Below are 13,254 nucleotides of genomic sequence, written 5' to 3'. Positions count from 1 at the left end.
TAACTCTTGCGCTTGACGCCGCCCGCGCAGGGTGGCTAGAGCACGGGTTGCAACAAAAAGGCCCCTCCCCATGCAGCAATTCAGATCCGGGTTTCGCGATGTGGTTCCCCTGGCACTTGGCGGGGCGCTTTACGGGCTTGCCTTCGGACTGTTGGCCGCACAGGCGGGGATGGGGGCATTGCAAACCGGCGTGATGGGCACTGTGGTCTTTTCGGGATCGGCACAATTCGTCGCGGTGGAACGTCTGGCGGCGGGGGCCGGTGCGGGGGCGGCGCTGATCGCAGGGGTTGCGCTGAATTTGCGGATCTTGCTGATGACGGCCTCTTTGCGCGATGTGCTGGCCGGGCGGCCCTTTTGGCAAAAACTGCTGGGGGTGCATCTGACCACCGATGAGAGCTGGGCCTTGATGCATGCCACGCGGGCCAAGGGCGGGGCTGCGGGCTATTGGTATCTGGTGGGGGCGGGCACCTGTATGATGGCCATGTGGGTCGCAGCCACCACGCTGGGCACCGGCTTTGCCGCCACCCTGCCCGCACCGCGCGCCCTGGGCATTGATTTTGCCTTTACCGCCGCCTTTATCGCCATTTTACGCGGACTTTGGTCCGGCGCGCGGGATGTGGTGCCATGGGCGGCCTCGGCGGTGACGGTCGCTGTTCTGGCCAAGCTGACCCCGATGGAGCCGTCATGGGCGCTGGTCATCGGCGGCATTCTGGGCGCTGTTCTGGCCGGGATCGGGGGGCGCAATGCTTGAACTGTCCGATTTCACCATCGTCATCGCGGGGCTTGCTGCGGCGAATTTAGTGATCCGTTTGGGGGGATACTATCTGGGGGCCGCCCTGCCACAAAGCGGGGCTTGGGCGCGCGGGCTACAAGCCTTACCTGGCACCTTGATCACCGCGCTCGTCACCCTCCAATTGCTCAACGGTGGTCCGGCAGAGTGGGGCGCGGGGGCCGTGGCGCTTTTGGTGGCCATTGTCACCCGATCCCTGCCCGTCACCATGATCACCGGCATCCTGACGATCTATATTTTGCGCAGGATGCTCGGGGGCGGTTGATACCCCTGACAAAGAGCCGCGCAATGGTCAATCAAGGGCTTGGTCGTATGCGCCCGCCCTGCGATAATCCGGCTTAGGTTGATATGCCGTGCGAGGGAGACAAGGCGCAGCACCTCCAGCCTGTGCTGGTCACCTATGGGTCGCGCCGCTGCATAGCCCGCCAAAAAAGCCGCAGCATGACGCCCGAGGGCCGTCAGATCCCTATATTGGCGCAGGCCGAATTCATCCAGATGGGCAAGGAAATTGGCAAGATCAATCACCGGATCCCCCTCAGCATAAAGATCAAGGTCAAGTAACCAGACCCGCCCGCCGTCGATCAGCACTTGATCGGGGTAAAAATCGCGGTGGATACCCGTCGCCTCCACCGGCCCAAGCCGCTGGACAAGCCCTGCAGCCGCCACCGCGATCCCCTCGATCCGTGTCGCCTCGTCGGGCAGATGCGCACGGGCTGTGGCCAAGGCACGCTCCAGTACCCCGACCTCATCGGCCATGGTCCAGACCCGCGTCGCGGGCACCCCCGCCAAGTGCAATCGGGCAAGCGCCGTGCCCGTGCGGGCCACCGGGCCGATATCACCCCCGGGGTGCAGCATATCGGCAAGCAACCCTCCGGCCACCTCATCCTGAAACCACAGCGCAGGGGCGGCAATTGCCCCCCGTGCGGCGGGCACCCCGACATTCAGAGGCGCACGCCCGTCAAGACCCGCCGCCCGCAAGGCCTGATGGAGTGCGGGCGTCTTGCAATCGGGCCCTTTCGCCCGCAGTTTTCCCAAAACCCGCGCATCGCCCAGCCGGTAACGGATCAAGGCCCGCCGCCCCGGCTTGTGCCGGACAAGGTCAACGGCCACGGCTCTATCCGCCTGCCCCAGCGCATTGGCAACACGCGGGGCCATCACCTGCCCGTCCAGCGCAACATCAAGCGCGGGCAGGGCCGGATCGGTTGCTATGGCCGATAACACTTCGGTCGCGCGCGCTATCAGCGCCTCGGCGCGTTCGGGCCAATGGGGGCAACGCTGCCGGAACCCTTCGGAGCCAAGCGCCAAAAGCGCACGCGCATGTTGCAAGGCGATGTTATCCGCCTTGGCCGGACCACAATACCCCTGACGCAACGCCTCGGCAAAATCATCCCGCTCAACCAATGAGATTGCTCCGTCGATCCATTGTGCATCAAGCCGCGCCAGCGCGCTGCCGATGTCGCGTGCACGATCGCCGGTTGCCGCACGGTCCCAATCGATCACAGCCACCCTTGCGCCATCAATAAGCACCTGATCGGCGCTGAAATCCCCATGAATAAGCCTCGGCTGAACCGGCACCTTGGCCAGATGCACCGCGATCATATCGGCCAAGGGGGCCGCCAGTCGGGCAAGCTCCGGCGACAGCGCCCTTAGGTCAGGCACAACAGCGGCATTTTCCGCGGCCTCATCGGCGCGGGTGATCTGGCGGCCGGGGCGTGCCGACGACGCATGGATCCGCGCCAATGCAAGGCCCGCATTTCGCCATGCCGCAAGATCGCGGTGCCCGCCCTCTTGCGGACACAAGGGCACACCCCCAAGCCAGTCCCAGACGATACAGCGGTGGCGCTCTGACACGGTACGGATCGCAGCCCCGCCCAGCCTCTCGGCAATCCGCGCGCCCTCAAGGGCGGCGGCGAAATCTGTCTTGGAATAGGCTTTGACAAGCACATCACCGCTACGCAACACCAACCTGCGTCCGGGCTTGTAGCGCAAGATCTGCGGGCGGGCGCCCTGCCCCGCCAGCTTGTGCAGGAAAGCGGCCCCGCACTCCGGATCAGCAAGCAGCCGCGCGCCCTTGATTTTACGGTCGCGCGCAAGGGGGACAAGCACAAGACAGGCATTCCGGTCGAGGATGGCCGGATCCGGCCCGTCAAACCATTCGGGCCGCGCGGCAAGCTCTTGGAGCCGTGCGGGGGGAACGGCCCAGACCGCCATCACCCCAAACCCGCCATCCTCTGGGAGAAACGCGGCCATACAGCTCGTCCCCGGCTTATAGCGCAAATAGACCGGCGTCATGGGCGGCAAGGCAAAACGTGCGCCCAGCGCCCCCCCATCCAAGACAAACCGGAGGCCGGGCAATGCGCTGTCACGCGTGATTATTTCCTCATCAACCGACGATAACATGGCGCCCCTCCTTTCCCTCGTTCCACATCGCGGCATAACGGCCGCCCAGCGCCAAAAGCGTGGCGTGGTCGCCATCCTCAACCACCCTCCCGCCCTCAAGATGCAAGATACGATCCGCGCGGGCCGCAAGCTGAAGATCATGGGTGACAAGGAAGGTCGTGCGCCCCTTGGCCAGCCGGAAGATCGCACGAGCAACCGCCGCCTCGCTGGCGCGGTCAAGGCCCACGGTCGGCTCATCCAGAACCAGAATGGGTGCCGCGCGCAGGGCCGCGCGGGCAATGGCGATGCGCTGGCGCTGACCGGCCGAAAGTGTCACGCCCCGTTCAGCGGTCTCGGTCTCATATCCTTGCGGTTGGGCGCTGATGAACCCATGCGCATCGGCCAGCATGGCTGCGCGCTCGATCTCCTCTTGCGAGACCTCCCGCCCTGCGCCAAGGGCGATATTTTCCGCCAATGTACCGTTCAGGATCAGGGTTTCTTGCGGGACAAAAGCGATATTGGCACGCAGACTGGCCAGGGTCAGGGAGCGCAGGTCGTGGCCGTCGATACAGATACGCCCCTTGGCCGGATCGTAAAGCCGCAAGAGCAGGCTAACAAAAGTGGATTTACCGGTGCCCGATGGCCCTGTGATGGCGACCAACTGATGGGGAGGCACATCAACCCAAACCCCCTTTAACGTCGGCAGATCCGGCGCATAGCCAAAATGGACATCCTCAAAGGCAACCCGCCCCTCAAGCGGGGGCGCGCGCATGGCATCCGGCGCATCGCGTACCTCGGGTTCCTCGTCAAGCAGGGCCACAACGCGCTCTCCGGCGGCGGCAGCCTTGGCCAGACGTGCGGTATATTTGGCGTATTCTCGCACCGGTCGGAAAGTGTTTTTAAGATAGGTGATAAACACCAGCAGATCGCCCGGGCTGATGCGGCCAGCCATCACCTGCAAGCTGCCAAACCAAAGCACAATCGCCAAGCCAAGACCCGTCAGCACATCAACCGAACGTTCCAGCCCCGCCGACAACCGCTTGCCCTTCACGCCCGCGCGCAGATCCCGTTTGCCCGCAGCCCCGAATATCTCGGTGGCGCGATCCTCTAGGCCCATGGCCTGTACCGTGCGGATACCGGCCATGGTTTCGGCCCCCGTCGCGGCAAGTTCACCCTCACGCCGACGCTGGTTGCGGCTGACCTCACGGATACGGCGCGTCAGACGCAGCGACACCAGCCACAGCACCGGCAAAGGCGAAAGCGCCAACAGGGCCAGTCGCCAGTCAAGCCAGAGCATGACGCCCAGCATACCCACCAGAACCGCCACATTCGCCGCAAGCGGAAGTGCGGCCGTGACGGCGGTCTCTTTCAACATGCCGACATCGCTGACCAGCCGCATCGTCAGATCGCCAGACCGCGCGCGCGCGTGAAACCCCAAGGACAGGGTTTGCAGATGCCGGAACAGATCTGATCGCACTTGGGTCAGCACCCGGTTGCCGACAATCGCAAACCCAACGGTGGACAGATATTGGAACAAGGCCTTCAGCCCTGTGATCGCCACCAGCCCCCCTGCACAAAGCGCAAGCAGTGTCATCGGGGTAAGCTGCGCCAGACCGCCGGCCTCACCCACCGTTGAGGGCACAACCCGGTCAATGACGAATTTCAATGGCCAAGGCTCTAGCAACTTCATCGCGGTTGCCGCCAACAAGGCCAGAACCGAGCCGCCCAGCACGCCGTAATGCCCCCGCAGATAGGGGGCAAGCCGCGCCATAATACGCCCGAGGCTTGGCATAACCTCTGACAGCTTGTCCTTGCGTCCACTGCTCATGCCACGTCCCTGACGGTCAGACACGCAAGACCCAGCACGCGTTTGGCCACACCGTCCCATGTGTGATGTGCCAACACCTCATGGCGGGCGGCCTGTCCCAAGCGCAGCCGCAAGGCGGGATCCTTTGCCAGCCGTGTCAGCGCCTCGGCCAAAGCCCCCGCATCATCCGGCACACAGAGCAGGCCCGTGCGTCCCTCGGTGACAACCTCATCCAGGTGCCCCACACGGCTCGCCACCACGGGCAAGCCAGCGGCCATATATTCATAGAGCTTCAAGGGCGAGAAATAAAACGGCTGCTGCCCCGCATAGGGTGCCACAGCGGCATGCATTCCCGCCAGTACCGAAGGCACCTCCTCGGCACGCAGCGCGCCGGTGAACCGGGCGGCATGGCGCAGACCCAAGGCCGCAAGGCGTGCCTCCAATACGGGGCGTTCCGGGCCGTCACCGACAATCAACAGCCGGGCATCCACAACCGGACCGGCGCGCAGACAGGCAAAGGCCTCGATCAATGTTGCAACATCATGCCAGGGTTTCAGCGTCCCCAAAAAGCCGATCGTAAAAGGACCCTGCATCGGCTTGGTCGCGGGAAAGCGGGCTGGGTTGACGGCATTCGCGATCACATGAACATCCCGTGCGCCATAATCGCGCGCATAGGTTGCCACGCCCTTCGACACCGCCGAGACCATCCCCGCCGCCGACATCGCACGGCGCGCCGATTTGGCGGCCTCGGCCGGCAGGGCAAGGGCGCGATGATTGGCCTGTTCCGCGATAAGCGGCGCGTTGACCTCCAGCACAGAGGCCACGCCTTTTTCTGCTGCCCATTCCATCGCACCATGGGCAAAAAGCGCATGACGTTCATAGACAAGATCAAACGGCCCGTTTGCATCCAGCCCCGCGCGAACAGCAGCGTTCATGGCCAGCAAGCGACGCTCACGGCTTTCGGTGGTTTCTTTGGGCAATTCCGGCAAGGGAACGCGGCGCACCGCATCAAGATCGGCAGGGCCGCGATCCCCCAGACGCGGCGACAACAGCACCACTTCGGCACCCCGCCCCAGAAAGGCACGCAGCATTTCCTGAACATGGATCGAGGCACCCTTGGTGCCAAAGGTCGGGATGCCGGGATCGGTACAGACATAGGCAATACGCATCACGCAGCCCCCTTCTGGATCAGGCTCGGAGCAACCGCATCCGCAAAGACATCCCGCAGACGGGCGGCATTGCGGGTAATGTCGAACTCGGCCTCAATCAACGCGCGCCCTGCCCGCGACATCTGTTGCCCCAGCGCCGGATCATCCAGCAGCCGCCCCAGCGCCGCTGCCAGCGCCTTGGCGTCGTTTTGCGCCACGCAAAGCCCGGTCTCGCCGTCGCGCACCAACTCGGGGATGCCCGTCACATCGGTTGCCACACAGGGTGCGCCAAGCGCCATCGCCTCCAGCAGCACCGTCGGCAGCCCGTCGCGGTTGCCATCCTTGCCAACGACACAAGGGCAGGCCAGCATCGCCGCCCCGCGCAGGGCTGCGATCACCTCATTCTGCGGGCGGGGACCATCCAGACGGATAACATCCTCTAGGCCAGCCGCCACAATCCGTGACCGCAAACCCGCCTCTGCCTCGCCCGCGCCAATAATACGACAGGTGGTATTACGTCCCTCGGCCCGCAAAAGGCCCATGGCGTCGATCAGCACGTCAAAGCCCTTCTTTTCCACCAGACGCCCCACGGCCAGAATTTCGTCTTGCGGGGCTGTGGGTTCCGCCCATGTGAAACGGTCCAGATCAAGCCCGTTATAAATCCGCACCACCTTGCCCGCGTCCGCGCCAAAATTCTCGCACAGATAGGTCACGTTATAATCCGAAACTGTGACTGCCGCCGCCGCATCGCGCAGCTTGGCATCCAGTTCAACCGGCGAGTCATAGTCGTGATAGATATCCTTGGCATGGGCAGTAAAGCTGTAGGTGATCCCTGCCAGCCTTGCGGCCAGCCGTGCAACACTGGTTGAAACCGTACCGAAATGAGCATGCAAATGGCCGATGTTGCGCTGATGACAGGCAAGCGCCACGATGATGGCCTGCGCCACGTCCCGTCCCTCGGCGTTCTCTATCCCTTGCAGTGCCGCCCATCCACCCGGCAGGGTGCCGCGCGCCTGACAGATCAGAGACCACAGGGCATGTGGCGTACGAAAGCTGTCGGGCACCCGTTGGACGGGCGCACGCACCCGGCCCAGCATATCCTGAAAATGCGTTTCCTCTACGGGGCGCAGGGCAAAGATATCGATCTGGGTTCCCGCCGCCTCATGCGCCAGAATTTCGGTAACAACAAAGGTTTCGGAATAGCGCGGGTAGCGTTTCAGCACATAGCCGATCCGGGGAAGACTGGTCATCTGTTCGGTCCTTTCAATTTGCAATTCTAAGGTCGCGCGCGCCGGTCAACATCGCTTCGGCCAGGCCGCGCACCCGATCCAGACCGCCCATGTCGATCTGTCCCTGACCCGGCTGCGGGGCGGGATTTGCAAGCCATGCCCCAAGCGCCTCTGCACTGATCCGGTCCGGTCCGATCACCGACACCAGCCCGCGTGCCGCCAGCTTTTCCGCCCTTATCATCTGCTCGGCGCGCGGCGTTATGCGCGGTGCGATCAGTGCGGGACGGCGCAGCGACAACACCTCGCAGATCGTGTTATAGCCCCCCATTGCGATAATGCGGACGGCCCCCTGCATCAGCGCGATCGGCTCGGGCATGAAATCAACCAAGACCATATCACCGCGCGCCTCGGCCCGGTACCGCAGGTTGCTGCGCAGCACATCTGGCATCTGGCTGCCGGTAACCAGAATACCGCGATGACCTTCGGGCAAGGTCGTATCCACAAAAGCCTCGCACAGCGCATGGCCATCACGCCCCCCGCCCACGGCACAAAGCACATAGGGTCGGGGGTCATCACCCAGCACCGCATTCCGCGCCCGCGCCGCAATCGGCGAGGCCAACCGCGCGCTGTGGTCAAGATAGCCGGTAAAGCGCCCCTTGCCACCGAATGATCCGGTCATCCCGCATTCTTCCAGCAGGTTATAGAACGCCGGATCGCCGTAAACCCAGACATCATCGTAATAGCGCGCAACGGCCTCGTAATTGCGTTTTTCCGCCCATTGCCGCCGCACCGCCTCGGGCGTGTCGATCACATCCCGCAGGCCCAGAACCAGCCGCGTCTGCCCTTGTGCGTGCAAAGCCTGCAACAGCGAGTCCAGCTCTTCCAGCGCGCCGCGCGGGACATTGTCCACAATCATTAGATCGGGGGCAAAAGCCTCTACGGCTGCCTTGATGGCCTGTGCGCGGATCTGCACCAATGTGGCCAGATCACCACCCAGATCACGCGGCCGGTAGCTGCCGTCGCGCGCTTTTTCATAGGCGGGCATGCTCAGGCAATCGACCCCGCTGGGCAGTTCAAAGGCACCGGCCTCACGCATACCGGTAATCATCAGGATTTGCGGCGCCAAGGCACTGTCACGCAAGGCCCCGGCAATCAGCAGGTTACGCCGCAAATGGCCGAACCCCAACGTGTCATGGGAATAGAGCACGATCCGTGGCGCACGCGGCGGTGCAGTGATTGCGGTTTGCATAGGGCTTTCCTTGCGGTATGTCTGAATGAGGTCATTGCGGATGTTCCACATCTCGCACATCTGTCCTGACACGCCGCTGATCGGATCTGTCAGCTTGTTGTCAGCTTGCCGTGATAAGAGGTCGATATGCGTATTTTCATTCTGACCCTCATGTTTCTCGGATTGTCCTCGGCTTGGGCCCAAACAACGCCCGAGGATGACATCCTGCCCGACGGCGATATTGCGCGGGCGGCGGTGGCGCGTGGCGAGATCCTGCCACTGTCGATCCTGCTGCCGCGCATAGAGGCCCAATTCCCCGGCAAAGTGCTGGATATCGAGTTGGAGCTTGATGACGATGGCCGCTTTGAGGAATATGAGTTCGAGATTTTGACCCCCGACGGGCGGCTTATCGAGGTGGATGTCGATGCCGCCACCGGCGAGATCACCGAGGTAGAGCAGGAAGACTTTGATGACGACGATGACTGACCGCCAATGCGTTGCCTGATTGTAGAGGATGACCCGCGCATCGCAGGTGACCTTGCGCGCACATTGGAGGCATCTGGCTTTTTCGTCGAACATGCCGCCGATGGGGAAGCCGCATGGTTCAAGGGCGGCACCGAAGACTATGACGCCATCGTGCTTGACCTTGGCCTGCCGCTTATGGACGGGTTGGCGGTACTCAAACGCTGGCGCGCCGAAGGGGTGACGATCCCGGTACTGATCCTGAGCGCGCGCGGCACATGGATTGAACGGGTGGAAGGGATTGATGCAGGCGCGGATGACTACCTGCCCAAGCCCTTTCGCATGGAGGAACTCGTCGCCCGCGTCCGTGCGCTTGTGCGCCGCGCGGCAGGACGTGCCGCCCCGGTTGAGGTGGCAGGCGCGCTGGCCTTGGATACCACACGCATGACGGCATCGCTGGCGGGCAGGCCCATCACATTGACACCGCTGGAGTTTCGCTGCCTTGCCTATCTGGTGCTGCACCGAGACCGGCCCGTGCCCTCGACCGAACTGCTGGAACATCTGCATGGCGGAGAGGACGGTCATGAACTCAACGCGATCGAGGCCCTTGTCGCGCGGTTGCGTCGCAAGCTTGGCCCCGGGGTGATTGAGACGCGGCGGGGCTTCGGCTATCAGATCGCGGAGCCTTAGGAATGCGGCGTCTGTCCATCCGGTTCCGGCTTTTGCTGGCGGGCGGTATCGGCCTTATGGTCGCCTTGCTGGTGGCGGCTTGGGGGCTGGCCATACTCTTTGACCGGCATGTAGAGCGCGTCGCCGCCAGTGATCTGGACAACCGGCTGGACTATCTTGTCGCCGCCGTCGATTTTGACCATGACGGGCAGCTCCGGTTACCGGCACCGCCACATGATCCGATTTATCAACGCCCCTACTCGGGGCATTACTGGCAGATCACCGCCCCCGGCAAAGAGCTGCGCTCCCGCTCGCTATGGGATTATACCCTGCCCTTACCGCAAGAGAGGGCTGACCTCTGGCACGGGTCGCTGACGGGCCCGAGGGATGAGGTGCTGCTGGCGCTAATGCGCAGGATCACCGTCGTGGTTCTGGGGCAGCAAACCCCCCTGTATATCACCGTGGCCGTAGACCGCGCCGAACTCGATGCCGCGCGGGCGGGTTTTCTGGCAGATCTGGCCCCTTATATGGCGGTGCTGGCGCTGGCCTTGCTAGCCACGCTGGCCACGGCGGTGACAGTGGCATTGCGGCCCTTGTCGGCCATCGGCGACCGGGTCTCGGCGCTGAATGAAGGCACGGCACGCCGGATCGGCAAGGACGTTCCCGACGAGGTTTTACTGCTGGCCACCGAGATCGACACCCTGCTGGAAAAACGCGAGGTTGAATTGGAACGTTCACGGCTCAGGGCGGGGGATCTTGCGCATGGGCTCAAAACCCCGCTTCAGGCGCTTATGGGCGAAACCGCGCGGCTGCGGGCCATCGGTGCCAAGGATGCCGCGCTTGGTGTCGAAGAGATCGGCCGCAGCATGCGCAGCCATGTCGACCGAGAGTTGGCCCGCGCCCGCCGCGCCGCCGTTGCGGGCGGATCAAGCGATCCCGTCGAGGTCGCCAAATCTGTGGCCTCGGTGCTGCGCCGCACCCCCGAAGGGGCGCGCCTGCGTATTGCGGTCGAGGGGCCGACGGGCCTGATGGTGCCCTTGCACCGCGCCGACCTTGCCGAGGCGCTTGGTGCCCTCGCGGAAAACGCGGTGCGCCATGCCGCCACGCGCGTATCCATAACCTGTGTCCGGGATCATGACCGCATCACAATCCGCGTGCGCGACGACGGGGACGGTGCGACCGCTGACCTGCTGGAACGCTTGCCCGAACGCGGGCTGCGGCTGGATGAGCAACAAGACGGAACCGGCCTCGGGCTGGCCATCGTGGCCGATATCGCGGCAGAGGCTTTGGGCGCGCTCCACTTGCGCAACCTCAATCCGGGGTTCGAGGCCGAGCTGGTATTGCCCGGCCCGCGCTAGGTCCCTTGTCCCCGAACCGCCGTTTTACCCCGCAATAACGCGCGGCAACCATGTCACGATCTCGGGGAAAGCAAACAGGATCGCGATGGCAATGATCTGCAAGACCACAAACGGCAAAATCCCCTTGTAGATCGCGCTGGTTGGCAAAGTGTCGGGTGCCACGCCGCGCAGGTAAAACAGCGCAAAGCCAAAGGGCGGCGTCAGGAAAGAGGTTTGCAAGTTCACGCCCACCAGAACCCCCAGCCAGACCGGATCGACATCCAGCGCCAAAAGCACGGGGGCCGTAATCGGGATGACGATAAAGATGATCTCAAAGGTATCCAGAATGAACCCGAGAAAGAACATGATCAACATCACAACCGCCACGGCGGCCAAACGCCCCCCCGGCAGATTTGTCAGGAATTCATGAACGAGGTTATCCCCCCCCATCATCCGGAACACCACCGAAAACACCGAGGCGCCCAGCAAGATTACAAAGACCATGCTGGTGATTGTGGCGGTCGCAATCGCCGTCTCGCGCAGAATTGCAAAGGACAGCCGACGGCGCAGCACAGCCAGCACCATCGCACCCACCGCCCCGACCGAGGCTGCCTCTGTTGGGGTTGCGATCCCGCCAAGGATGGACCCGAGCACCGCCAGAATAAGCATCATCGGCGGCAGCAATGCGACAGCAACCTCACGCAAAAGCGTGCCTTTCTCGTCCGCAGGCACAGGCGTGGCGGGACAGGATTGCGGGTCCGTAATCGCCTTGAAGACCACATAAGACAGATAGATCACCACCAGCAATACACCCGGCAACAGCGCCCCCGCAAAAAGATCCCCCACAGACACCGGCGTCGGCGCAAAATTGCCCTTGGCCATCTGCACCTGACTGTTGATCCCCGAAAGCATATCACCCATGAAAATCAAAACGGTTGAAGGCGGGATGATCTGCCCCAAAGTGCCGCTTGCACAGATAACGCCTGTTGCCAGCTTGGGGTCATAGCCCGCGCGCAACATCGCAGGCAGCGATATCAGCCCCATCGTTACCACGGTGGCCCCCACCACCCCGGTAGAGGCCGCAAGCATCGCACCCACAAGCACCACCGAAATGCCAAGCCCGCCGCGCAGGTTGCCAAACATCTTGCCCATGGTCAGCAAAAGCTGCTCTGCGATGCGGCTGCGTTCCAGCATCACCCCCATAAAGATGAAAAGCGGCACCGCGACCAGTACCTCACTTGTCATAAAGCCGATATAGCGGTTGGGCAAAGAGCCGAAATTGGACGGATCGAACACGCCCAAAGACAGGCCCACCATACCAAACATAAGCGACACCCCCGCAAGGGTGAAAGCAACCGGAAAGCCCAGCAACAAAAAGCCGATTACGCCAAAAAACATTAACGCGGCGAGCAGCTCGCCAATAAGGACCGGGTCCATCAAAGGGTTCCTTCTTTTGGCAGCGGCTTTGCCTGATCGGCGGAATATTTAATGACGTCAGGGACCAGATCCTCATTCCCCGACAGCACAAGAACCGACCGGATCGCCATCGCCACACCTTGCAGCGCAATCAAAACGGCAAAGGCGATGATAAAGCTTTTCAAGATGAACAGCCCCGGCATCCCCCCCACATTCGCCGAGCTTTCGCCATAGCTCCAGGCACGCTGCACGAAGGGCATCGAATAGCTATAGACCACCCAGGTAAAGGGCAAAAGGAACAAGAACACACCAACAAGATCCGTCAGCGCCCGCACCCGTTTGCGCGCGGGGCGGTAGAAAATATCCACCCGCACATGATCGTCACGCAATAGCGCAAAACCTGCCACGGCGGTAAACATTGCCCCGTTCAGCCAGATATAGAGATCTTGCATCCACACATAACTTGTCGCGAAAATATAGCGTTGTACAACGACCGTGAAACAAATGGACACGATACCCAGTGAAAGCCAGGCGAATGTTTTGCCGATAAAAAGATTGAATGCGCATATCACTGCAGCAATTTTACCAAGAAACAGCATTCGCCCCCCTTTCCTTAAAAATTGTTCCGGGCACAAGTCTGCGCCTCAATCCAAGCACAACAGCGAAAAGTCAAGTTGTAGATCGCCTGTTTTCCCCAGACCACCATTGGATCGCAGGCGCTGGCCCGAGTTTATGCCCGCCTGATTCTTGGCTGAGGGGAGAATGCAGGCAGTACCTGTGCCACCGCCA

12 protein-coding genes are annotated in these 13,254 nt (G+C 62.5%); 5 read left to right on the top strand and 7 right to left on the bottom strand.

What is annotated here, in order from left to right; genetic code table 11:
- Window positions 1-70: 70 nt before the first annotated feature.
- Both AKU94_RS12960 and AKU94_RS12955 read left to right on the top strand, forming a co-directional pair.
- Window positions 71-751 (top strand): AzlC family ABC transporter permease, encoded by a 681-nt coding sequence (locus AKU94_RS12960; protein ID WP_050527681.1) that lies wholly within the window; start codon window positions 71-73, stop codon window positions 749-751.
- Window positions 744-1,055: an AzlD family protein gene (locus tag AKU94_RS12955; protein ID WP_232295764.1), complete on the top strand. Its 312-nt coding sequence runs from the start codon at window positions 744-746 to the stop codon at window positions 1,053-1,055. Before AKU94_RS12960 ends, AKU94_RS12955 begins: the two co-directional genes overlap by 8 nt.
- Here the strand turns inward: AKU94_RS12955 and AKU94_RS12950 are convergent.
- The 5 genes from AKU94_RS12950 to AKU94_RS12930 are packed head-to-tail and all read right to left on the bottom strand — an operon-like array spanning window position 1,022 to window position 8,602.
- Window positions 1,022-3,190, bottom strand: coding sequence for an aminoglycoside phosphotransferase family protein (locus AKU94_RS12950; protein WP_050527680.1), 2,169 nt, complete (start codon window positions 3,188-3,190; stop codon window positions 1,022-1,024). The two genes, AKU94_RS12955 and AKU94_RS12950, sit on opposite strands and share 34 nt — an antisense overlap.
- The gene (locus tag AKU94_RS12945) at window positions 3,174-4,997 is read right to left on the bottom strand and encodes an ABC transporter ATP-binding protein (protein ID WP_050527679.1); all 1,824 of its coding nucleotides are present in this window, start codon (window positions 4,995-4,997) and stop codon (window positions 3,174-3,176) included. The genes AKU94_RS12950 and AKU94_RS12945 overlap by 17 nt, the downstream gene beginning before the upstream one ends.
- Entirely contained in the window at window positions 4,994-6,145 is a 1,152-nt protein-coding gene (locus AKU94_RS12940) for a glycosyltransferase family 4 protein (protein ID WP_050527678.1), read from the bottom strand. Before AKU94_RS12940 ends, AKU94_RS12945 begins: the two co-directional genes overlap by 4 nt.
- Window positions 6,145-7,374, bottom strand: a complete 1,230-nt coding sequence (locus AKU94_RS12935) for a glycosyltransferase family 4 protein (protein WP_050527677.1) — start codon at window positions 7,372-7,374, stop codon at window positions 6,145-6,147. The genes AKU94_RS12940 and AKU94_RS12935 overlap by 1 nt, the downstream gene beginning before the upstream one ends.
- Window positions 7,375-7,387: 13 nt before the next feature.
- The gene (locus tag AKU94_RS12930; RefSeq protein WP_157056545.1) at window positions 7,388-8,602 is read right to left on the bottom strand and encodes a glycosyltransferase family protein; all 1,215 of its coding nucleotides are present in this window, start codon (window positions 8,600-8,602) and stop codon (window positions 7,388-7,390) included.
- A gap of 126 nt (window positions 8,603-8,728) precedes the next feature.
- Between AKU94_RS12930 and AKU94_RS12925 the strand changes: the two genes are divergently transcribed.
- From AKU94_RS12925 to AKU94_RS12915, 3 genes are read left to right on the top strand one after another with little or no spacing between them, the layout of a single operon-like run.
- Window positions 8,729-9,067 (top strand): PepSY domain-containing protein, encoded by a 339-nt coding sequence (locus AKU94_RS12925; RefSeq protein WP_232295763.1) that lies wholly within the window; start codon window positions 8,729-8,731, stop codon window positions 9,065-9,067.
- Window positions 9,068-9,073: 6 nt separating this feature from the next.
- The gene (locus AKU94_RS12920) at window positions 9,074-9,733 is read left to right on the top strand and encodes a response regulator transcription factor (protein WP_050527675.1); all 660 of its coding nucleotides are present in this window, start codon (window positions 9,074-9,076) and stop codon (window positions 9,731-9,733) included.
- 2 nt (window positions 9,734-9,735) lie between these two features.
- Window positions 9,736-11,070 (top strand): sensor histidine kinase, encoded by a 1,335-nt coding sequence (locus AKU94_RS12915; RefSeq protein ID WP_050527674.1) that lies wholly within the window; start codon window positions 9,736-9,738, stop codon window positions 11,068-11,070.
- A gap of 24 nt (window positions 11,071-11,094) precedes the next feature.
- On the opposite strand, the gene AKU94_RS12910 is transcribed toward AKU94_RS12915, so the two are convergent.
- The gene (locus AKU94_RS12910) at window positions 11,095-12,486 is read right to left on the bottom strand and encodes a TRAP transporter large permease (protein WP_050527673.1); all 1,392 of its coding nucleotides are present in this window, start codon (window positions 12,484-12,486) and stop codon (window positions 11,095-11,097) included.
- Window positions 12,486-13,064, bottom strand: a complete 579-nt coding sequence (locus AKU94_RS12905) for a TRAP transporter small permease subunit (protein WP_050527672.1) — start codon at window positions 13,062-13,064, stop codon at window positions 12,486-12,488. Before AKU94_RS12905 ends, AKU94_RS12910 begins: the two co-directional genes overlap by 1 nt.
- Window positions 13,065-13,254: the final 190 nt, after the last annotated feature.

Origin of the sequence: Pseudorhodobacter aquimaris (genome assembly GCF_001202025.1) — a bacterium.
Lineage (GTDB): Bacteria > Pseudomonadota > Alphaproteobacteria > Rhodobacterales > Rhodobacteraceae > Pseudorhodobacter > Pseudorhodobacter aquimaris.
The sequence above is the reverse complement of the archived record's forward strand: the minus strand, read 5'-3'. Positions and strand labels throughout refer to the sequence as shown.